The following is a 23,787-nucleotide window of genomic DNA, read 5'->3' as shown; positions in this document are numbered from 1 at the left end:
AAAAATCCTTGTGCGTCTGAGCAGTTCAGTTTCTGCAAGCCTCCAGACATTCGACAAAGCCCTCAAGCACAGCTTGGTCGTCTTTCACGATAGGAAGGCGATAGGACTTGCCCCAATAACCGTTGTCAATCGAAAGCGAAACCCACAGGAGCGAGCAATAATAGTTTTCATTGCGAAGCCGGTGTGCTGCTTTCACCAGCAGCAGCCAAGCGATGCCATGCGCTGACAGGCTGCGACTTTCTGCCGGCAATACCCGCCCATGGCCGAACATACCGCGTTCTGAGGTGCCGGCTTCAATGTCATAACCATTGAGGGCATACCGCAAGCGTTCACCAGTAACGTTCCTCCAAAGATTACGCATTTGCTTGGGTGCGCAGGCAAGCAGCAATTCCATATTAACAATACTGGCTTTCAACAGCCTGGATTTCATCCGGTTGCCGATGCCCGGAACATCTTCCAACGGTATGTTCAAAAGCGGCCCAGGCATAATTTCTGGTTTCCAAATAGCCAGACCGTCGCCATATTTACCATCGAATACCTCCTCGTCAATCACTTGGCTATGCTGGTTGCGGGTGATGAAGCCCTCGCATTCATCCGGCGATGGCGAGGGCAACAGATCCCTGCGAAGGACGTATGCGTAATCGGGATCCTTGTCATGAAGCGACTTTATCTGTATCTCGCCAACTTCCTGCGGATCATAGATATAGCGCCAGAGGCCATGCAGCCTGTAATCCCCATCCGCATAGGCGCCGATGTCAAAATACACCGTGTCCAGATTGGCAAAACTGTGCCGCCAGCCGAATTGTGTATCGGCATTCACATAAGGACAGGGCGATTTGAAACGCAGCGTCCAATGGCGTTTTTGCGGATGAAGACCCAATAACTCGATCTCGAACTCTGTCAAAAAGGGTTTGACCTGCAAGTCGTCTGCCGCTGCATTGTGATATGCATATTTGTAGTCATCGGGTAGATAGGGCCAGCGATTGTCGATCCAGTTTTGGTCATAGGTGCCGCCAAGCGGTCGGCGCGGCAGCCACGCCGCCGGTATCGGCCCAAGACCCGCAGGTTTGTAGCGCTTGTACGGGTCGGTTATCGGCTCGTCGGCATATTCGATCTGCGGCGCAGCTTGTGGTTTGGTGTGATCTGTCCAGTCGGGGTCGATATAACCTCGCCCAACCGGATTGTATTCATAGGCGGCAAGGACAGGATTGCCGTTTTCGTCCGCGCCCTTTTCGACAGCGCCGCCATAGGCGTATTCAAACCGGATCGGCAGGCTTGTTATCGGTTCGGGCTCGGTGAGCGTCCACCCTTCAAAGAGATCGCGATGTTTTTGCCATTCGGCCCTTTCCCGATCACTCAGCGGCCGCTTCCATTTTGGCGCCCACCAACGCGGGCCGGTGATGCGAAGAAACTTGGCTATGATTGTACCGGTCGCATTTTTGACCTGAATGCCTACGGTAAAGCTCGATACAGGCTTGCCATCCGGCGCATAAGCGATTGCGTCAAAGATGATGTCAGTGGCCGTTTTTAGGGGCAGAAGTCCGATGTCATCCGAAGCGACGATGTGTTGACTTCCTCATAAAACTCTTCGGAAAAGTTGATCGGCTCGTGCTCTTGCGAAAGCCGGCATCCGGTAGCGCCCAGATCGAAAGACGCCTTCACCAACACAACACCAAATTTCCGTCTGCTGACAGTGCGCCCCGGATATTTGAGACAGGCAAACGGCGTTGTATTCAAAACTCGGATTGTCAAAAAATGCCCCCAACGCATGATTATGATTAAGATAACACGAATATATCAATGAGTTATCTCTTCTGCTTTCTATTGCATATCTGGGAAAATGCAAACCATCATTCTGGGCTGTGTCAATTTTGTGTATATCTCTGCGGTAGCAGCTGTTTGAGCGAGCTATCACGGAACCCATGAAGGGGCTCGCCGGCAACCTGTTGAAAATCGTAGGTCTGGTTCCAAAAAACTGATTGATTTCATTGGAGGATTACCGATGACCACCACCAAGACCAAAACCGACCGTCCATATTGCACAGGAAAAACAATGCTTTGCATTGGGTTTCACCGGGTTTTTATCTTGCCCTTCAAGAACCCAAATTAGTGTTTAAAAACCTGTGCCGAACTTGAACCTTTCAAGACAAGATTTTTTGCTGTCATTACAGTCAAACACCGACTTCAAAGACTGGCCAGTCAGTCTGCCATAAAAGCCCCTTAACTGACGGGGATAAGTGTGGAAATCACATTGCTATGCGATGCATTTACCATAATTCTTTTGCGCTTTTCACGCGTCAGAATAGGGCTGGCAGCGCTACTCCATAACGGCATTCAATGTGGCGAAAATATATTTCGGATCAACTTCATCATGCCTTATCATAACTCCGCTCTGGTCTGAGGAGGCGCTTTCGATGGCATTCTATCTCGCCGATAGGTCGTGTCGAATACCATGTCTGTAAGCCAACGCTTGAAATTGGGATTGTCGCTGAATTGCTTGAATAACTCAGTGTGATCAGACAGCAGCTCAAGTACAACCCGGTTGAGCGCTCTGTCGTGTTCCAATTTGGCGTTCTGCCTGTCGGAGTTTGCCTGAGCATTCTTATAAGCGTTATCTTGGGCCACACGTGCTGGAATTTCCTCCGTTATGACCTTTCGTATCTTGTCCTCGTCCTTCCAGTCGATGTTGCCGAACAGGTCGTTAAAAGTCTTAATAATGTTTGACAACCTGTCAATTTCGGGTTCAGCCTTGCCCCCACGGTTACCTGAAGGAACGGGATCAACTGTAGCGTCGGTGTCGTTTATTGCCATCTTTAGAGCCGCTCGGGCTTCAACACGGTAGCTATCCATATCGACAGATTCCAGGATACCTTTGGAAAGGTCTTCCTCCTTGGGCGCGGGAAGCTTAGGGATAAGAAAGTTCAAAAAGATTGACAGTTTTTCCCACGATGGATGCCCGTAGTTCAAGATTGCTGCAAGGAAGCCATAGCTACGTACGAATGCCTTGGCTTTGCCTTTAAAATTCACCTGACCATCTTCGTCCAGGTTATCCCTGTATTCCTCCACACAAAGATCAAGAATCGGGTCGAGTTTGTCCCGGTCTGCGCCGCCAAGGTAAAGCGCGACCAGATCCTCCACCTGCTGCCAGCTATATACCTGCTGCCCGTCGAGTTCGGCTTTCAAATCGTGCAGCTTATTGGGGTCAGTATCGCCTATTTGCACCGTAGCGCGGTAATAGTCCTGAAACGCGGCCTTCACCGCCTCGGCGTTGTTGGCGAAGTCGAGCACAAAGGTATCATACTTTTGCGGATGCGCCCGGTTCAGGCGTGATAGCGTCTGTACCGCCAGCACGCCGGCCAGGGGTTTGTCCACATACATTGTATGCAGTAAAGGCTCATCGAAGCCGGTAACGAACTTGTTCGCAACAATCAGAAACCGATATGGGGCTTGTTTAAGACGGGCGGGGATATCCTTGCTCGGAAAGCCGTTCAAGTCTGCCTCGGTTTTTTTCTGGCCGCCGATCTCGAACTCTCCAGAATATGCCACGATGGCCTTGTAAGGGCTCTTGATCTGAATAAGGTAATCCGACACTTCACGAAAATAATCAATGGCGCGCGCAATGCCATTGCACACGATCATCGCTCGCGCTTTGCCGCCTATCTTCTGCTTGCCTGCCACCTGTGCAACGAAGTGGTCAACCATGATTTCGGCCTTGCGGCGGATGGCCTTGTCGTGCGATTCGACGTAATGACGGATCTTCTTCAGCGCCTTCACCTTGTCGAATTCGGGGTCGTCCTCAACCGTCTTGGCGACCTGATAGAAGCTATCCACCGGTGTATAGTTCGCGATCACATCAAGGATGAAGCCCTCTTGAATCGCTTGTTTGGTGGTGTAGGTCAACTCCTCAGGTGAGCGGAATTGCACCTCGTTGCCGACTATAACTTTCTCACCGAACAACTCCAGCGTCTTGCTCTTGGGGGTGGCGGTAAAAGCAAAGTAACTGGCGTTTGACAGCAGCTTGCGTGACTGAATGCGCTTCTCGATCTCCGCGTTCACGGCGTCCTGCGTGGCATCCTCTTCAAAGTCCTCCTCTGCAGCTTTCCCGCCCAACGCCTCGTGCATCCTCGCTGTGGTCTTGCCGCCCTGACTGGAATGCGCCTCATCGATCAGCAATGCAAATTTCCTGCCGGAAAGATCGCCCAGTTCATCAAGAATGAACGGAAACTTCTGCACTGTGGTGACAATGATCTTTTTTCCTTTGCGCAAGAAAGTGCGCAACTCATCAGCGTTTTCAGAGTGGCCAAAGGTTGACGCAACATGGTCGTAGCCTTTGATTGTGCGTGCGATCTGTGTGTCCAGTGCACGCCGGTCGGTGATGACGATAACCGAGTCGAACTGGGCCAACATCGCATCGGAGGCGGTCTTGAGTCCCACCAACTGGTGCGCCAGCCACGCGATGGTGTTGCTTTTGCCGCTACCGGCCGAGTGCTGGATCAAATAGCGTTTGCCAACCCCGTCAGCACGGGTGCGGTGCAGTAAAGCACGGACCGTGCGAAACTGATGGAAACGCGGGAAAATCTGCTTGCGTTTTTTGCGCTTCTTGCCATTGGCATCGGCTTCTTCTTCCTCCACCACCTGAGCGAAGCTCTCAATGATGTTAGCCAGCGACTCGCGGGTCAAAACCGACGTCCACAAATAGTCGGTTTTCAGGCCATTCGGGTTGGGCGGATTGCCAGCGCCACTGTTCCAACCTTGGTTAAACGGCAGAAACCACGAGGCCTTACCCTTCAGCTCAGTGCAAAAGGCTGCTTCCGCATCGTCGACCGCAATATGAGCTACACAGCGGCCTAGCTGGAACAGCAGCTCCTGTGGGCTGCGTGTGCTCTGGTACTGGACAATGGCGTCAGCAATCGTCTGCTTGGTCAATGAGTTCTTCAACTCGAAAGTCAGCACGGGCAAACCATTGATGAAGATCACCATGTCCAGCTCGTTACCGGAATCGTTGCTGTAACGCACCTGCCGGGTGACGCTTAAAATGTTTTTGCCAAAAGCCTCTGCAGCAGTCGTGTTGCCAGGTGTGGGCAGCATCTTATAGAGGTCAACGTGAACCGGCCCATGGCTCACGCCTTTGCGTAACACATCAACCACGCCGCGTTTGGTGATCTCGCCTTGCAAACGGTGCAAAAACTGCGTGCGTTTAATGCCCTCAGTAGCCAGTTCCAAAGTTGCCACTGCATCAGGCTGAGTGGCCTGCAGGAATACAAGCAACTGCGTAACATCCAGCCCAACATCACGATTGAAGTCCATGGGCTTGCCCTGTACGTAGCCGTTATGGGTAGCGGCAAAATCCGTGGGGGCCAGGTCATGGCTATATTCCGGCTGCGGAATACCTGTCAGAGCGCGTACAATGCGCGCCTCAAACCAGCGCTCGCTGGTGTCAGTCTTTGCCATCGCCATCCTCCTCTTCGCTTGCGCTTTCTTCGTCATCTCCCAACGCCGCCAGCACCTCATCATCGCTCACAATATCATCCGGGCCAGGCTGCCACCCGCGCACATCCACCTGCCCAGTGACGACATCAGAGATCAGGCGGTCGCGGTATTCCCGGATCAGCTTGATTTCTTCTTCCGTGCGGGCGATGGAGTCGTCCAGCGGCGCGCTCTCTTTCTTGATGCGCGCGACGATGGCCTGCTGTTCACTCACGGTCGGTGGCAATGCCACTGTGAAACGCCCAAGCACAGTTTCTGCGATAGCGGGATAGGCGATGCCGGTGGAGTTCGCCGAGACCCTGTTCACGAAAGCACTGCTCTGGATGACGAAACCGAGATATTCAGGCTCCACACTTTTCCCGGGCGTGAGGACCGCAAAGCCGGTAGATGCGATCAGGTTATCGGCCTCCTCACTGACATACCAGATCGCCTTCAGGTACGTTCGTACAGTCGAGATAATGGTGTCACCTCGGTGTAGAACGCGACGCGCTCGGGAAGGCGCAGCATCAAAACGGATGCGCCCGAGATCCTTTGCCAATCGCCCGGTTTGCACTGAGCTGATGTCCACGTAGCGGAACTCAAAATCCGGATCGGTCTTTTCGCCCAGCGTGCTGGCATTAAGCGTCACCCAACGTTTGAGCGGCTTCACTTCCCAATGTTTAGGTACATCTCCCAGCCATTGGATACCGGAAGGCTTCAGCGCGACGAAGGCATCAAGCCCGCGTGTGACAGCCTGGTCGATAATCTGAAGCTTTTGCTCAGTCAACAACGCGATGAGGTCGCGCTTGGCTTTGATAAAGCGGGCGATATGCGCGTCCTGCGCGCGCAGGTAGGAAACGATCTGGTCTTGTTCGGGGCGCGGCGGTTGAATCAACGGAATGTCGAGGAACTGATTTGGATACAGGCGCAAGCGTGAGGAACGAATACCGGTTGAACGCCCGATGTATTCGGCAACGTAAGCTCGGGTGCGCAGCAAATAATCAAGATAGGCCGGGTTGAAACTATCTGGCTTACGCGGACGGTATACACCGTAGGCTGGACTAACAATGCCCGCGTACCGGCTCGCACCAAGAGCGGCCATCCAAGCCCAAAGCGTGTTGATGACAATATCGCCTGGACGACACAGTTTAGAACCAATATAGCTCGCTGCCTTGAACATCGTAACGTTCTTCTGGCTGCGTGGCGTAACGCCTGTCAGATGCGACACCGATAGCAGCTCTTCTTTTCCTGTCTTGGAGCGCTCATCCACTTCGCGGAAGAAGGTTTTTGCTCGTTGCTCATTCCAGTGTTCGGGCACAGGTGGCAGCCAGCGTACTCGTGTTGTACGGTAGCCTGGATAAACATTTGTTGCTGCCATTACTTCGCGCCCACAATTTTGTGCAGCAATCCATCGGATTGCTCTTCCAGCTTCAGGATGTCGGCACGGATATCCTCCAGTGAACGTAGTGGCGTGGGCTTGTAAAAGTAACGCGCGAACGAGATTTCATAACCGATCTGAGTCTTGTCCGTGGCGATCCAGGCATCCGGCGCATGCGGCTGCACTTCGCGGACGAAGAATGCGTCGATACCACCTTGTTCCTTAAGTGGTACCTGTTCAGTGTCGCGAAGATCCGTATCAGATTCATACTCGATGATGAAGCGCTCCTTGCCGAAGGTCTCTAGATATCTGCCGTCGCACCCTTGCTCGAACGAATCGCTGGGTTTCAGCTTGGTGCGTTTGGCAATAACGGGAGGAGCAGTGTCATCGCGCCAGCTTACGGCCTTGTAGATGGCTTTCTTTTCAGGTGCACTTAGTTTTACACCGCTCGCCCTCATCGCCGCGTCGAAGCGGACGCGAAAATCGTTGTGATCGTCAAAAACGGTGTTACCCAAATCTTTCTGTGCCAGATAGGCTAGGTCAAGAAGATTTTTATCGCGTATCCATGTCGTGATATTCAGCAATTTTTTGCGGCGCTTTGCTGGTACAGACGTTTTCGCAACAACGCTTTGGGCCTCATCGTCTTCACTATCATCTTCCTCATCATTATCGTCTTCACCTTTCAGCCATGCCTCGATTGCGGGTTTGAGCTTGGCGAAGTCGGTATAGAGCTTGTCGCCATAAGTGGTGTAGATTTCTGACCGCAAGGCATCATCACCCGATGCAAAACGCAGCGTTTCGATGCTGTCTGAGCGCAGTTGGCTTTTGAGGCGCAGCGGCCGCTCAACCGTGATTTTCCAGTAACCAAAGTCGGTAGTGTCAAACCACTTGCAATCCGGTGTATCCTGCGGCTCGCCAAGGTACAGCTTCAGGATGCGCTGGATGTCTACCTTTGAAAGTTCGCAGTTTTTCTTGCCCAGGTTGCGGCGCAGCGGCTCATACCACTTGCTGGCGTCTATCAACTGTACCCGGCCTTTACGGTACTCCGCTTTCTTATTGGCCAGAACCCAAATATAGGTAGCGATTCCGGTGTTATAAAAGATGTTGAGCGGCAACGCGATGATCGCTTCCAGCCAGTCATTTTCTAGCACCCAGCGACGGATATTGCTCTCACCCTGGCCTGCGTCACCAGTGAACAGTGCGGACCCGTTGTGCACCAGCGCAATACGGCTGCCCAATGGCGTATCATGTTTCATCTTTTGTAGCTTGTTTACCAGGAACATAAGTTGCCCGTCGCTCGAACGTGTTATGAGCTTAAACTCTGGATCACCACCGTGATTGACAATGAAACGGGGATCGCTGAATTCTTTCTTGCCGCCCATGCGGTCGAGATCGGTCTTCCAGCTCTTGCCATAAGGCGGGTTGGAGATCATAAAGTCGAACTTACGTGAACGGAACTGGTCGGCTGACAGCGTGGATTTGTCCGCACCGCCGACAATATTTTCAGCCAATGCACCTTCGCCTTTAAGGAGTAAATCTGCCTTACAGATAGCATAGGTTTCCGGGTTGATTTCCTGTCCAAACAGGTGAATCGAGACCTCCTTATTGTGACTTTGGGCCAGTTCGTGCAATTCTTCTTCGGCAACAGTTAACATGCCGCCTGTGCCGCAACTTCCATCATAAAGAAGATAGGTGCCTGACTGAATCTGATTGGCAACCGGAAGAAACATTAACTTGGCCATCAGCTTGACGACGTCACGCGGTGTAAAGTGTTCGCCGGCCTCTTCGTTATTTTCTTCGTTAAAACGCCGGATCAATTCCTCAAAAACTGTGCCCATGGCGTGGTTATCTAGCGCAAGAAGCCTAATCTGCCCATCATCATCCTTCATAGGAAGGGGGGAAAGATTGATTTCCGGATCAAGAAAATCTTCGATCAGATAGCCGAGTATGTGAGCATCGACCATTGTTTGAATCTGGTCGCGAAACTTGAACTTGGTAAGGATTTCTTGGACATTGGGGGAAAAGCCGTCGAGATAGTTGATGAAATCATCACGCAAACGTTGGCCCGCACTGCTGGCCTTGAGCTTTTCGAGGGTGAATTCGGAGATGTTGTAGAAGGCCTGCCCCGCCGCCATACACAGCGCACCTTCTTGCTCAGCCACCTTGTTTTTATCGAGAAAACCTTTGCGCTCCAAGACGGCCTGCTTGGTCGATTCCAACACGGCATCCAGCCGCCGCAGCACGGTGAAGGGAAGAATGACGTCCCGATATTTCCCACGCACGTACACATCGCGTAAGCGATCGTCGGCAATATTCCAGATAAAGTCAGAAATCCATTTGATCTGAGTTTGGTCTTGCTGTTTGTTGCGCTTCATTTACTCCAGCTTCTCATCATTTTTTGTTGTGTAACATCAGATATCGCAAAGCTGACTTTGCAATCTTTCGTCAATAAATATCTATCAGCAGGCTCTTTTTACAGTGCTTCGTTGTATTTGAATCAATGCCATATCGGCGACATTTTTAAAAGTGCTGTACGCAGTGTACGCTGACGAAGAAAACAGGGAATATCGCTTTTTAGAAACGATTGATTTAATATCCGTCTGAAAACCTGAGCGTGAAAAAACATTCTAAATAATCATAAAAACTCCTGTTTTTCATAAACTAAATAATTAAAAATTTTATGCACATTAATATATAACTATTCATGAGAATTTTTCCTAAAAATATGACTGTATATTTCTGAGTCCGCGTTTTTCTGACCAGGTTTGTAGCATAACTCTGTCCGCGCATCGTAATCGTCAACACACCTCATCATAAGTGATCAAAGGATTTTAGGCAGAGAAGCAAGAAACGTCTAGCAATTGACAAAGATTGTGACCAATATGGATGAAAACGATATCATTCTACAATTTCGAATGGCCAACCATGATAGCTTGAGAGCGCGCCATCCTCGCCTTTTTTCACGGTCAACTTGTAGCGCGTTCCGACAGCGCTTTCCCGGACTTCCCTCGGGCAGGATTTAATTGGAATCGCAGTGTCATATCCCAGCCCCTTAACAGCTCTTACCTCAATTTTGCCATTTTCTAGTTTAACGATTTCTACGTCTATCATCTCGTGTTTTGGATGACCGTGTTTCTTCGGACTTTGGTCTTCTATGAACACGAGGCTGGACGGTATTTTCCGAACATCGAGTTGCTGCATGTTGCGCATGAGACTGATCTTCGAAAACAGTGGTAGGTTATCCGATTTATCATCCTTGTTCCTATGTGTGATGATGCCGAAAACGACCTTGAAGTCGAAAGATTCGAGAGGTGCGAGAAATATTTTGGGATCGTTTCCATTCAATTTACTCGTCACCAAGGCCTTCATTTTTTTGCGAGATACCGACTCCAATTGGATGAGGTCCACCGAATTAACGCCTTGATTGAATAAATGGCTCAGATGAGAAGAGCGCGTTGAAATCTTGAGGTGGTAGAAGAACGACCGTTGGCCGCATGAAGCCTCTGTGTCGGCACTAACCGTGTAAATATCACATGGCTCGATTTGTGTGCTGCCTGCCGGACTGATATCGGTTTGGTCGAGGCAGATATAGGCGTTATTCCAGTCCGGAATGGCTGCGTTGTAACCTTGTTCACTATAAACCGCTTTGCCGTCCTTGACCGCATCGTGATTGTAAGGAGGCAGATCGTGGTCTGCACATTTTGCGTCCAGATAGTTCTTCAACCGCTGAATGTAGCTCTTTTCGACGCGATACCACTTTCCCTCGCACAAATGGCAGACTAGGCCTTCACCCGCGAGCTCTGAATCGTAAATCAGAGATCTATAGACGCTGTAGCTCCGGCTGGTTGCCCCATCGACATCTGTCAAAATCATTCGAAAGTTTTTGAAGCTCTCAACTGTCATTCCCGCGAGATAATAGTTTTCTCCAAGAAATTGGTAGAATTCCTCTAACGAAATATCCGGAAACACGTCGCTGGTTCGTCCATCACCTTGAAAAATACAACACGTGTTATCCCGATAATCGATGATGTCGGGAATCGTTAGCGTGGCTTTGCCGTCCTTCGCTTTCAGGGATGATAATAGCAAATCATCAAGTTCGGTAATTTTGAGCGGATCGTTGATCGGCGATATATTCTGTATGTTAGGAAATGAAGTCTTATAACCATCCGAATTATAGAGGCCGAGTAAAGTCTTGCATATGTCCGGTAACTCACCCGGTTCGAGATTGAGACTTACTTTGAGCGATACCGAGCCAGTCGCGTTCTTGAAAAACTCCTCATATTCTGCCTTTACCTTACCGGTAAGGCTCTTGATGATTTCGCTATTTCCATCGAAATCAAGATAGGTTAGTTCGGTCGAAACCGGTACCTGGGTTCGTTTTCGGCGCGCTACCCCGGGCGCAACCATGTCGGCGCTCTTCAATTTGTTAGGATCGATGCTGTTCAGTGTTACTCTCAGACCAAAATCGTATTCGTAAGCGGCATCGTCCAGATGATGAAAAATCTGCCCGAAGGATAGAGCAAACCAGCGGCCACCGACCGGAAGGAAGACGAGTGCGCCCTTAAATTGTTGGATAAGATGTTTAGTGACGCCGAAATAATCTCTCCACCATGGAAATTTCGGTTTAGCATCGAGAATATAAAGCACCGCACCTTCGGGCAGTTCAGTTGCTTCGGCCACCTCAAGACCGTGATCTTCCTCCAGAGCATTCGTAGCATCGAAACCTTCTTTCAGAAGAAAAATTGAAAATGGTCGTGCTTTTGCCATTGTAACTCCCATCTTGTCTTCTTCAAAATACTACCATAAGCTAGCAGAAGAAAAAAGATGTCGCCGCCATTAGGCTATAACCTAGAAGTAACTGGCATACAGTATGTCTGCTACTAGGTAGCTATCCTATTAAGAAGGTCTTAGAGTAATATATCGTAGACGTAGTACTCGGCTTCATTGTTCATCGCCCGCCAGATAGTTTTCCACGTTGTTTATGATTCACATCATCTCGCTATTTTGGAAAAATATAATTCAAAGTCCGTATATCGGTTTTGAGTTCACTTCTGTTTAAGGTGAATGATCAGTTACCTAATAGAAATCATTCTTCAATGACTTTACTGGTGTTCCTTCGCCGACGAAATATCGCTCTTTTGTTAATCGATAAAACGAATAGATATTTAAAATATATCGCAAACAAACCAGCCATTTATTTGAACCGATGCTACGTTTATAACAAGCTCTCTATACACCCATCGGCTTAATGATCAATCTCGCAAGCCTGACACGATCATTCTCATGGAGTTTGCGGTGTGAGAACGTTATTCAGTGATCTTGATATCAGCTTTGTCTGACGCATATAAATTATTTGCAATCGTGTTTTGCAGTGTTTATTTTCCCCAAAAGCAGCGCTCAAGCCTCTTTTGGGCAAGATACACAAAGCCAAGAAGGGGCAAATATGTTAGCGCTACATATGAGCAGAAAATTATTTTCCTATCTTTTTCTTGGCATGATTTCTGTTTTCATGACGATTGCGCATATGGATGATGCCATGGCTGATAAACTATGCTTCTTTAGTGCCAATGGACCGCTCGATCATGCCAGCAATCCCCAATGCCTACAAACGGATATGCACACCGATTTACCGTTAAGCTGGGTCAGCGACCTTACCCATCTCGAAGCTTTACCGACTATGATAAGCCTTGAGGGGATATTTGCTTCAAATCGGTTTTCACCCCAAAGAAGTTATGTGAATTATGAACCGTTGCAAATCAACCAAATGAGTGCGGCAGCGAGAGAAGAAAAGCGCAATCCGCAGGTTTCACCTTTATTGCCGCTTTACACAAATGTACTGGGTCGTTTGACCGCATCGCTATTTTCCACGGAAGGACGCGTTCGTTTGTCGCAAGAAAATGGCTTGATAAGCCTCTCTTGCCAAGCTGGGAAAGCTGCTGCCGGTCTGGTGCTGGCACCGACACAAGGACGATTTCCAAAATTGATCGACTATTATGTAACGGTGCAAGGAGCCGCGGACAAGCCATTCCAAATTGGCTTGGCAGCACAAAACGGTACCTTATCCAGCAGCGCGCCTACTTTCCCGATACGCTACGGAACATCCGGGCCAGACCAACCCAAATATGATGTTTTACGTTTTCGAAATCGCCCAAACGCCAATGATGTGATTATGGTGCAATGCCCCGACCAGCAAGCGCACATAGACCTCGCGAGTATTCGCATTGAGCCATTGGAGAAAGCCGAAAATGATAAAGGGTTGGCGACATGGATTTGGCGCGACCAAGACTGGATCGATAATCCCGATGGTTTGATCGACTGGGCGAAAGCTCGATCTATCACGAAATTCTTTGTACAGATTGGCATTGAAAACGACTCCATTACCAATGAAGCTGCATTGATCGCTTTCATAAAAGCTGCGCGAAGAAATTCGATTGATGTATTCGCCGTTGAGGGTGATGCGCGGATGATCCGAGGCGAAGGACGACGCTTGGCCTTGCAACGTACACGTGTCATAGCCGATTTTCAAAACCGTATGGATGTTACGGCAAAGTTATCCGGTATCCAATATGACATTGAACCGTACACCTCCGACGAGTTTGCAGCTGATCCTACTGCAATGTGGGATGACTGGGCAACCACACTGAATGCCATGCATACGATATGGGGCGGGCCCATTGATATCGTCACACCCTATTGGATGCGCAACACAGCCGAAGGTGTAAACGCTTTGGACAAGGTGAAGGATATAGGCTCTTTCACTGTGATGGCTTACCGCACAACGCGGTCGCAAATCTTTGAAGTGTCACGCAGGTGGTTGGTTTGGGGCGCAACGGCAGGCGCACGGATCAATATAGCTTTGGAAAACGGACCGGTTGACGGAAAAGCCCAAATGTTTTTCAAACGTTCCGAAGAACAAACGCCGCAAGCCGCGCAACCCTTTATTCTGTTGCTGCGAACGACCAATTCAGGCATGACATCCATTCTTTATAGTTTGGATCATATCAATCAACCAGACGGCAATGATGTTAGTTTTTTGGGTGAAACGGGTGATCTGTTCGATACGCTTGCACGGATAAGGCCTTATTTCGCGACATTTTCAAGCTTTGGCGGGTTTGCGATCCATGGTTTGCGGTAATAATGAACCAAGTTTGTACCGGCGCACATATTCCAATGGCGTTTTCGCTGTTTCAGCCTACAAAGATGGCGATGGCCGGGTCTCTTGGTGCATTCTTTTATGAATGACCATGATATTTTCGTGAATAGGCTATCTGTTATAGAAGAATTAAAGTAATCAAGTGCCAATTTAGCCACAATTTGGTCATTATAGGGTAGCAAGCGGCAGAATAAGTCGATATTTGGCGGGATATCATCAAAAAGATACGAAATTATAATAGTTTGATGCACAAAATGGGCAGTTGATTCGACAAATTCGTAGATCGGGGTTTGAGTGATATCCTACGGGGCAAGAGGGGTATATGGAACAACGTCAACGCTGGTATGGTTCATATCGGCGGCGGCTTTATTTCTTTTCCCGTCAGGACATGTGCAAGCGCAATCGCCCCTCCCCCGTTTTGATAATTCCGTAGTTGCGGCAGCCGATAATCCTATCCACTACGAATTGCCGCTTGAAAAAGCACTGCCACCCAGTGCGGGCCCGCAACCTTTAACGACGAATGACGCGAAAAGGCTTTTCGCACAAGGCTATAAGGATCGACATTCCGGCAATTATGAAGGTGCAAGGGCGAACTTGGAGAAAGCCCGTAGTCTTGCCCCTAATGATCCTGACATACTCAGAGAGTTGGGACTGACATTGCTTATCCTAGGGCAGCTTGATGAAGCGGAAAAGAACTTTCAACTTGTCCTCGAAATTGTGCCTTATGACCTGGAAGCCGAGCTGAACCTCGCAAAAATTGCCTATTGGCACAATAATCTCGACCATGCGAAGCAATTGAATGACGACATCCTTTCCCTTTATCCAGACAATGAAGAAGCGCGCAAGCTTGACGAAGAACTTGGCAAGGCCATAGCGAATAGAGCACCGAATTCCGCCGCCATGGGGCAGAGACCGACAATCGTCGCTCCGACTGTCAATGCCCCCTATCTATCCCGCCCGGATATGTCACAACCACCCCACGTTGCTGCCGATATTGAATTACAGGCGGAAAAACTCCTGCAGCAGGGAAAAAAAGCACGAATTGAAGGGCATTTCGATCAAGCACGCACGCTGCTTGATCAAGTATTGTCATTGCTACCCAATAATGCCGATGCACTGGTCCAGCTAGGTTTGACCTATATGTCTCTTGGAGATATCGACGCTGCCAAAAGCAATCTGGAAGCTGCCCTTGAAATCAGTCCGACTTATGTCGAAGCACGCTTAGGCATTGCGCGCATCGCCTACTGGGAAGGCGATCTTGATAAGGCAAAAAATCTGGCGGATATGATCCTTTCAGAACAACCAGATAATGTCGATGCACGTAATCTTGCCTCCAGCGTAGAGGAAGCCAAGTCGGCAAAATCGGCTGATATGCGTGAAAGACCGCAAGTAAAAGACGAGGACCAACCAGCGGCGCGCCCACTGATGGAAGAGAAAGTGGCAACGCTGTTTCAGTCGGGCCGCGAAGAGCGCAATGCCCTAAGATTCACGTTGGCCAAGCAGCATCTTAGTGAAGCGCTTACGCTTTCACCCGATAATCCGGATATATTAGTACAGCTTGGTCTGACGTTGTTGCCCTTGGGGGAGATTGACGACGCCGAAAAATACTTCAAGCGTGCGCTTGAGATCGCCCCGACTTATGCTGAAGCCAGTGCCGGACTGGCACGTATCGCCTATTGGCGCGGCGATTTGAAACAGGCCAAGGCTCTGGGTGAAATGTCTCTTTCGCAATCGCCGCAGGATGGCGAATTGCAGCAATTGGTGACCGATATCAATAAAGCGATTGAGGCAAAGAAACCTACACAAAAGGCACCACAAAAAGCACCTGCAGCATCACTGCAACGCGATAAGGAAATCGGCCGTTTATCCAGCGAGGCTGCACAGCTTGTTGCCGCAGGTCAGGATTTTGCGCAAGCGGAATTGCTCTATACCAAAGCTGTCCGGTTGGCTCCTCATGACGCAGATCTTTTCATCAAACTCGGAAATGTTCAGGCGTTTCAGCAAAATTTTATCGATGCCGAAAAAAACTATGACCAGGCTTTGGCGATAGATCCCGACGCCGTTGAAGCCTATTTGGGCAAAGTGAATAGCGCTTTATGGCAAAAGAATTTTGCGTTGGCTAGAAATCGCATTGATCGGTTGCTGGCCCGTTATCCTGACAATGAAGAGGTAGCCCTTGCAAACGGGCAATTGCTGTTGATGGAAAAGAACTATCCAGCTGCAATCGAGGTATTTGAAAATATCATTGCTGCCAATGCAAATAGTGCCGCTGCATGGATAGGGGTTGGAGATGGCAAACGGGGGCTCTTGAACGACAAACAGGCTTATGTTGCTTATCAGCAAGCGCAGCACATAGCGCCTACAAACAGTGATGTTGTGAACCGATTGAAAGCACCCATCCGCAAGCGCTGGCGTCTGGATGCCGATACAAGCTATAGCAAGCTGACTTCGCCTTACAAAAATTGGGGCGAAGGTGGTGTGGCGCTGACCTATCGCCTGTCTGAAAAAACCAGTTTAACGGGGCGCATAGGACTGTCACGGCGGTTCGATATGGATGACCAGCAGATTGAATTGGGCGTTGCACATCAATTCGGCGATCAGCTTTGGGGTTATTTATCTGGTGTGGTGACACCGGAGGCTGACTTTCTGGCTCGATACATTATACGCGCTGGCGGAAGCGTCGGCATTGGTAAGCTCGGCGACAAATTGGGAATGCTTAACGCAACACTTGATATGAAAAGCGAGTGGTATGACAATGGCGTGGTCAAGACCATCACACCCGGATTGCGACAAGCCTTTCTAGATGAAAAATTCGTTGTTTATGCACAATGGATTAATGTTTTTGACCAATGGAACCAGCATGCAGGCGGATACATGGTACGTGCAGAAGCAACGCCGATTGACTGGCTGCACATCCATGCGGGGTATTCTGACACGCTCGAATCGTCCGGCGACCGTATGATACCCACGACGGCCATTTTCGGCGGAGCAGCCTTTGACATAAGCGAAGACTTGACCGTCGGCTTCAACATAGCAAAAGAAGAACGCCAAAACGCCTATAACCGCAAGGTTTACGGCCTCAGTCTGACGCGGCGGTTTTGATGTTTCAAATCGAGTGGATCACCTCAGCAATCTATATCGGTCTGGTCTACGCCACTTTGGCTGTCACAATGCTGGCGATCCTGATTATCTATCATTTTATCAAACGCAATGAACGTGCACGCATTATCAAACTGCGACGCAGTTTTGACCAGTTTTTGGACAGCATTGGCAGTGGCGAGATACCCAAAGGCCGCAAACGCCGTTTTACAACGCGCCAGCTTGTCAGCCTTGTCCCTTATTTCCGTGCCATTCCTGACCCCGAAAAACACAGCCTGGCAATGGATTACTTTACAAAGACCGGCATCGTTAAGGTGCTGCGCCGTAAGATGCATTTTGCCACCCGTACCACCCGTATCCAGATTGTTGAGACACTGGCCATGTTTTCTGACGAGATGGCGCAGGAGGTCTTGAAAAAATCATTAAAAGACAAGTCGAGCAAGGTTCGGCTGGCTGCTGCCATCGCGCTGATGGAAAACGATGCCCCTTGGTGGCTCTATCAAATCGTATCCGGTCTGCCTTCCAGCAAAATAGACCGCAGGCACTATCTCAACCCGAATGTCGAGAACGCCACACGTGTTGACAAGCTTATCGACGTCGCACAATTTGAAGCCATGCCGCCGCTTATCAGGGCCGATGCAATCAATATTCTGGCTGGAAATGCCAGCGACGAGACGGCGTCCATGGCAATGACCGAAAAGGTGATGATCGACGATGACAAATGGCATCGTCTTGCTGACGAGGACAGTGAACCAATCTTCAAATTGCCCGATGATGATATTGCAGATGACCGCTTTAGCGAAACGGTCACTCTTGATGATCAAGACATCGATATTGAACGGTTCAACACGCTGTTTGCCGATCTTCTGGACGATGAGGCGCTTCCGGTCATTTACGCTGCAGGCAAAGCCTTGTTAGCAACCGGCGCCCATGGTCATTTGATTTTGAAGCATACCGCACAACACGGCAATCCGCGCAGTCGAAGAGCCGCGCGCTTCTTTCTGGGGAGCGCGAATTACAATGATTGAGTCATTTCGTTTTTGGTTCTTCACGGTTACATTTGCTATCGTTTTTACCTTTTACAGCCTCTGGGTGCTAATCATGCTGGTCCAGTTGGCTCTCGCCCTTTATGCCTATCTCAAACGCGCATCGATCCCTAAAAACGGTTTACTTTGGCACAGATATTTCGAGACCGCGCCGCCGATTTCCATCATCGTACCAGCCTATAACGAGGAAAAAACGATTGTCCAATCGGTATACTCGCTGGTTTCACTGGATTATCCGGCATTTGAGGTGATCATCGTCAATGACGGCTCGAAAGATGACATGCTGTCCGTTTTGATTGCAGAGTTTGATCTGCAGCCGATTGCGCGGGAGTGTGAAACCATCCTTCCTTACAATGAAATCCGCGGCATCTATGGTTCTAAACGTTATGCCCGCCTGATCGTTGTCGATAAGGAAAACGGCGGCAAGGCAGACGCGCAAAATGCCGGTATCAGCGTATCGCGTATGGCGCTTTTATGCATGGTGGATGCTGATACCATACTCGAGCCGGACGGCTTGCTGCGTATGGTGCAACCATTTATCGACGATCCTGCCCGTACAGTTGCTGTCGGGGGCAGTGTGATGATCGCCAATGGCTCCAAGGTGAGCGCCGGTCGCCTCACCCGGGTTGCGATCCGTTTCAACTTTTTAATCTATTTTCAAATTCTAGAATATCTGCGGGCTTTCCTTATGGCACGTGTGGCATGGGGGTATGTCAACACGCTAACGCTTATTTCCGGCGCATTCGGCATGTTCAGCCGCCGCGAGGTCATGGCGGTAGGTGGTTATACCAAGGGGTCAGTCGGTGAAGACTTTGATCTTGTCATAAAAATCCATCGTCACATGCTTGAGAACAAGCGTGATTATCGCATCAGCTTTGTACCCGATGCGGTATGCTGGACCGAGGCACCTGAGGATTTTTCCGTATTGGCGAAACAGCGCACACGTTGGCAAAGGGGGGCGTTAGAAGTGTATTTCCGCCATCAGGATGTCATGTTCAATCGCCGTTATGGCCGTATTGGCTTTGTCGGTATGCCGATGGTCTTTATCATTGACGTGATCAGTCCCATCTTAGAGTTGTTCAGCTATATTCTTTTTCCCATCGTCTACTATTTCAAGGCGATGACGTTTGAATTCCTGTTATCTTTTGTTTTTATGCTTTTTATGTACGGTATCTTCATCAGCCTGCTTGCCATCTCGCTTGAGCAAGTCCATCTGGGCTTTCTGCGCCGGGCAAAATACATTCTGCTTCTTTTTTTGTCATCGGTGATCGAGTGTTTCGGCTACCGCCAGATCAATACTTTTTGGCGTATAAAAGCAGCATGGGAATATTTCTCCGGCAACACAGCATGGGGCGAGATCAAGCGAACCGGCTTTGATAGCAAGAAAAAGCCGACAGAGAAGTAACCAGTCAATTTTCCCCCATCATCTACCACCGCGACTCCTCGATATGATTTAGGGTCTTCCACCATCAGCGATGGTTTATCATCATCGCTCGGCGTAAGTCCGCAAGCACGCGGGATAAAATATTGACTGCACCTTTGAACATAATTGATCATTTTCCATTAGTTATCATATAGTCCAACATAAAATCTGGCATGAATGCTGGTTCAGGCGTTATGGCCAGATAATCGATGATAGGAAAAAATGCGCAACACGCGGGTGAATAAACAAGAGACGAAACATGGTTTGTGGTTCGACGCGTTAACGTGGTTGCGGTTTGGCGGCTTGTTTGCAGCCATTGTGGTGGTTCTGGGTTCCAGCCCCTTCGTCGGTAACATTTCCTATCCTGTCATGGCGGAATTTGGCATCCTTGCCTATTTCTATTATTCTTATCAGCAGAATGGCGGCGGTTTAAAAGCCGTCGCCGTCCATGGTTTTTTAGCTTGGGCCGGATTTGGTCTGTTACTCTATCTTCCGACATTCATACTCGCGAAAATTGTACTATTGGCTTGTCTGGCAGCACTAACCATGTTTGTCGGCAAGCGTTTCCTGCCGAACACAAGTGGCCCATTCTTTGTGATAATGATTGCGAGCCTTGGCGGCACGGTAGAGATGAATTCGGCGGCTGCCGCCAGCAATTGGATGTATTTGGGCATCGGCACATTCATCGGCTTTACCGCCGCTTGCGGCGTCGAATTCATATCTCGTCTTTGGCTTCATGCGGCCCCGAACAAGCCACCTTCACTGATGCCTCAAGCACAAACAAACGTTTTAAGCAGCTGCTACGGTGTGGCAATCGGGTTGGCCTATTGGGCCAATCTTTGCTTTCCCTTCCACACCTATAATTGGCTTACCGTATCTGCTGCAGCCAATCTCAAAGCCGATGACACACGACAAGCCATCATAAGATATTTGTGGTATATACTCGGCAATATTATCGGGGTACTGATCATTGCAATCATCAGTGCGCTTAACCCGCCCGCAGCGGTCTTGCTTGTTATCACCGGATTGTTCTTGATGGCGGTTGCAATGGTCATAACCATTAACTACGCGCTGGCTCTCGCATTGGCGACGCCCTTGGCGGTCTTTCTGTTCGATCTGCTCCATAGCTCGCTGGACGATAAGCTATTCGTTGTACGGCTTGTTTCCATCGCTATCGGTTCAATCATCGGTTTGATTGCCGACATCATCATCATTCAAATGCTTGCGCAGATGCGCAAAAACAAATCATCATAACAGCCATGAAAAAGACCATGTAAATAATGCGCTAGTGGTATTGCACCCTGGAATTTTTCCAACAAATATTGTTGCACTGCCTGCAAGCAGTTACACATGGTTGACAAACAACAGTGTTCGATGTTGCGCGTGCCGATCCAGTCCCACAGCGATTTAATATGGCCAGAATCTCCTTCACCCCACCATTTTCTACTTGGCATAAGCTGAAAAAGACGACGACACAGCGTAGAATAAGACCGGGTGTGACAATATAGATCATTGACAATGACGCCATGGCTTTCGGATATAGGCGCAAAATCAGCTCTTTTGGAGGCCTATGATGAGCGAAACAATCAAGCAAACCGTTAAAAATCCGCCCAAACCAGCCGCCCCGAACATCGAGAAGAAAACACCTGCTGTTGTGCAGCCAGCGGTGAAAGACATAGAGCACCCGAAAAACACATTTGAATACGATAAATACCCTTATGCCAAGAAGATGGCGAACAACGTTTACATGCACGAAATGGAAGATCTGCAAGTCCATCTTTTGAAGCTACAAAACTGGGTTAAAGAAACCGGCCAAAAAGTCGTCCTGATTTTCGAAGGACGCGACGCCGCCGGAAAAGGTGGAACGATAAAGCGTTTCATGGAACATCTCAATCCGAGAGCCGCAAGAGTGGTTGCATTGGAAAAGCCTGACGATCGGGAACGTACACAATGGTATTTTCAGCGTTATGTTCAACACCTGCCTTCCGCTGGAGAAATCGTTTTTTTCGATCGCTCTTGGTATAACAGAGCGGGCGTTGAACGGGTTATGGGCTTTTGTAATCCCAATGAGTATCTCGAATTCATGCGCTCATGCCCTGAATTTGAACGCATGCTTGTGCGTTCCGGAATCCATTTGTTGAAATTCTGGTTTTCCGTCAGTCGGGAAGAACAAAAACGCCGCTTCAAACAGCGTGAAACCGATCCGTTGAAACAATGGAAACTATCGCCAATCGATAAAGCATCGCTTGGAAAATGGGACGAATATACTGAAGCAAAAGAATCGATGTTTTTCTTCACTGACACAGCAGACGCGCCGTGGACGATTGTTAAATCTGACGATAAAAAGCGCGCGCGCTTGAATTGCATGAGACATTTTCTCCATTCTATGCCTTATCTCAAAGGTGACGAACATGGCGTAAAAAAACCGGATCCCCTCATTGTTGGTTCAGGTGCACATGCTCTATCAGCGGATGATTCACTTCTTGACAAAATGTCACATCCAGCAAGTCGTAAATTCAACCGTTCAGGCGCTATCTGACGGTTCCATTTTCGACAAGTAATGATTGAAAGACACAATCGCTAAAGAAGGGATTGCAATAGGCTATCCCTTCCAGCTCATGCACCAATCGCATGGCTTATCAAAGCCGGTGATAAAAACAGGGCTTGGCTCGATTTGAAAAGACACTGCACGCTTTTGGCGAAATTGAAGGGCCTTCGCGCCCCGCTTCATTTCAGTGACGGAGAAGCCATAAAACCATCGTCTTCCTCAGCACTCGTCCATCTTGGATGTTGTTATGTCTTGCATGGCAAGGGGCGGATCATTCTATGCCGTTAGCGCTGTGGAAATAGACTTGTGCGAAGTCGGACGAGGTTCAATAAACCTAAAGAGAACTTCATGAAGTAAATCCAAGTATTGGATTTTACTGGTGCCGCATGTCGGAATCGAACCAACGACCCCATCATTACGAATGATGTGCTCTACCAACTGAGCTAATGCGGCACTGATCCTGTCGCAGCAAGGCAAGCAAGATCGGTGAAGGCGTGATAGCCAAAAGCTGTTGTGAAAGCAAGCATACAATTAAATCTTCAATCGTTTTCCGCACAAATGGCCATGGGTTGTGATCAAAACCAGCGCGCGCTAACCGGCTGTCAGCCGACAAATGGTTTGCCAATCGGTTCCACTCTGCTTATTGTATGGCAAATATTGTCCATCACATACGGAGTAATGATTCTTGACAAATGCCGAGCAAGCCATCCGCAACGCATTGTTAAAAATTGACGCCCGTAATAAGGCAACGCGCCGCCGCGTCTATGAGTCAGCATGGAATGCCCATGAGCGGGCACTGCTTGCCGACGAAACTCTGAACGATGTCAAACGTTCTGAACGCCGCAATCGTTTGATGCGGCTTATCCGTTTGATCGAAGATGAGTACCAGCTTACTCCACCGGCTTCGCAAAATGACAGTCAAGACGATCTTACCGTTACCAATGATACGCTTTACTCCAATGGACCTGAAGAGCAGATCGACATTGAAGTCGATGGTGCAAGCAATCAAGACTATAAGCGCTTGCGTGGGCATGGATTACAAAAAAGACCAACACATCGTTTAACCATATTGGCCGTGATAATCGGTTGCGCGATCTTGAGTGTGTTTATCATCTGGTCTTTCTTCAACAGCCTGTCGGGCAGGACAATCATAGAAAACCAATCCGATGGTGCAATGCATTCCTCAGCGCCGATAGAGTTGCCCGAACGACCGCAAAACCAAAATGCAAAAGATGACGGATGGATAAGATTCTTTCACCCCGGTGACGCAACCTCTGTCACCACAAGGGGGGGAGCATCGGTTGATATCCGCGTGGATGCCGGTGAAAGCTATCTGCGTATATTTGCCAACAGTGCCAATGATGCAGCAATCATCGACATCGGCGAAGGTGCATTGAACACGCTGCGGGGCAAAAAGGTTCTGCTTGATATCGATGCCAAGAGCGATAGCGGGCAAACGAGCCAATTGAGCATCACCTGTGATCTGGGCCAAGGCAGTGATTGTGGTCGACGTCGTTTCGAGGTGCCGTCAAACCGTGAAGATATCCTTTTCCAGATCGATATTCCTGCAAATAGCTCAGGACCGGCAAAACTCTATCTAACCAGCGATTTGTTGGGAGAAGGTCATGCCATTGATATTTTCGGGATGCGTATGAGAGCGGCGGAATAGAAAAA

The 23,787-nt window shown here is 49.2% G+C and carries 12 protein-coding genes and 1 tRNA gene; 7 read left to right on the top strand and 6 right to left on the bottom strand.

What is annotated here, in order from left to right; genetic code table 11:
- Positions 1-25 precede the first annotated feature (25 nt).
- The 5 genes from ACYSNS_RS12250 to ACYSNS_RS12230 form a co-directional block, all read right to left on the bottom strand.
- Positions 26-1,498 (bottom strand): DUF2169 domain-containing protein, encoded by a 1,473-nt coding sequence (locus tag ACYSNS_RS12250; RefSeq protein WP_461723483.1) that lies wholly within the window; start codon positions 1,496-1,498, stop codon positions 26-28.
- Between the two features lie 881 nt (positions 1,499-2,379).
- The gene (locus ACYSNS_RS12245; protein WP_461723447.1) at positions 2,380-5,451 is read right to left on the bottom strand and encodes a type I restriction endonuclease subunit R; all 3,072 of its coding nucleotides are present in this window, start codon (positions 5,449-5,451) and stop codon (positions 2,380-2,382) included.
- Positions 5,438-6,844, bottom strand: coding sequence for a restriction endonuclease subunit S (locus ACYSNS_RS12240; RefSeq protein ID WP_461723446.1), 1,407 nt, complete (start codon positions 6,842-6,844; stop codon positions 5,438-5,440). The genes ACYSNS_RS12245 and ACYSNS_RS12240 overlap by 14 nt, the downstream gene beginning before the upstream one ends.
- Positions 6,844-9,219 (bottom strand): type I restriction-modification system subunit M, encoded by a 2,376-nt coding sequence (locus ACYSNS_RS12235; protein WP_461723445.1) that lies wholly within the window; start codon positions 9,217-9,219, stop codon positions 6,844-6,846. Before ACYSNS_RS12235 ends, ACYSNS_RS12240 begins: the two co-directional genes overlap by 1 nt.
- 523 nt (positions 9,220-9,742) lie before the next feature.
- Positions 9,743-11,611 carry a DUF6119 family protein gene (locus ACYSNS_RS12230; protein ID WP_461723444.1) on the bottom strand — a complete coding sequence of 623 codons (1,869 nt, stop codon included), beginning with the start codon at positions 11,609-11,611 and terminating at the stop codon, positions 9,743-9,745.
- Between the two features lie 691 nt (positions 11,612-12,302).
- Here ACYSNS_RS12230 and ACYSNS_RS12225 point away from each other — a divergent pair.
- The 6 genes from ACYSNS_RS12225 to ppk2 all read left to right on the top strand — a co-directional run bounded on the left by ACYSNS_RS12225 (position 12,303) and on the right by ppk2 (position 22,104).
- Positions 12,303-13,979, top strand: a complete 1,677-nt coding sequence (locus ACYSNS_RS12225; RefSeq protein ID WP_461723443.1) for a hypothetical protein — start codon at positions 12,303-12,305, stop codon at positions 13,977-13,979.
- Between the two features lie 312 nt (positions 13,980-14,291).
- A complete protein-coding gene (locus ACYSNS_RS12220) occupies positions 14,292-17,099 on the top strand; it encodes a tetratricopeptide repeat protein (protein WP_461723442.1) in 2,808 nt (935 codons plus the stop codon).
- Positions 17,099-18,124, top strand: a complete 1,026-nt coding sequence (locus ACYSNS_RS12215) for a hypothetical protein (RefSeq protein ID WP_461723441.1) — start codon at positions 17,099-17,101, stop codon at positions 18,122-18,124. Before ACYSNS_RS12220 ends, ACYSNS_RS12215 begins: the two co-directional genes overlap by 1 nt.
- Positions 18,117-19,547 (top strand): glycosyltransferase family 2 protein, encoded by a 1,431-nt coding sequence (locus ACYSNS_RS12210; protein WP_461723440.1) that lies wholly within the window; start codon positions 18,117-18,119, stop codon positions 19,545-19,547. Before ACYSNS_RS12215 ends, ACYSNS_RS12210 begins: the two co-directional genes overlap by 8 nt.
- A gap of 240 nt (positions 19,548-19,787) precedes the next feature.
- A complete protein-coding gene (locus tag ACYSNS_RS12205) occupies positions 19,788-20,819 on the top strand; it encodes an FUSC family protein (RefSeq protein WP_461723439.1) in 1,032 nt (343 codons plus the stop codon).
- 319 nt (positions 20,820-21,138) lie between these two features.
- Positions 21,139-22,104, top strand: a complete 966-nt coding sequence (gene ppk2 / locus ACYSNS_RS12200) for a polyphosphate kinase 2 (RefSeq protein ID WP_461723482.1) — start codon at positions 21,139-21,141, stop codon at positions 22,102-22,104.
- A 386-nt stretch (positions 22,105-22,490) separates the two neighbouring features.
- Here ppk2 and ACYSNS_RS12195 read toward each other — a convergent pair.
- A tRNA-Thr gene (locus ACYSNS_RS12195) sits at positions 22,491-22,566 on the bottom strand.
- 232 nt (positions 22,567-22,798) lie between these two features.
- Between ACYSNS_RS12195 and ACYSNS_RS12190 the strand changes: the two genes are divergently transcribed.
- Positions 22,799-23,782, top strand: a complete 984-nt coding sequence (locus tag ACYSNS_RS12190; protein ID WP_461723438.1) for a hypothetical protein — start codon at positions 22,799-22,801, stop codon at positions 23,780-23,782.
- Positions 23,783-23,787 lie beyond the last annotated feature (5 nt).

This window comes from Bartonella sp. LJL80, from assembly GCF_054871565.1.
The sequence above is the reverse complement of the archived record's forward strand: the minus strand, read 5'-3'. Positions and strand labels throughout refer to the sequence as shown.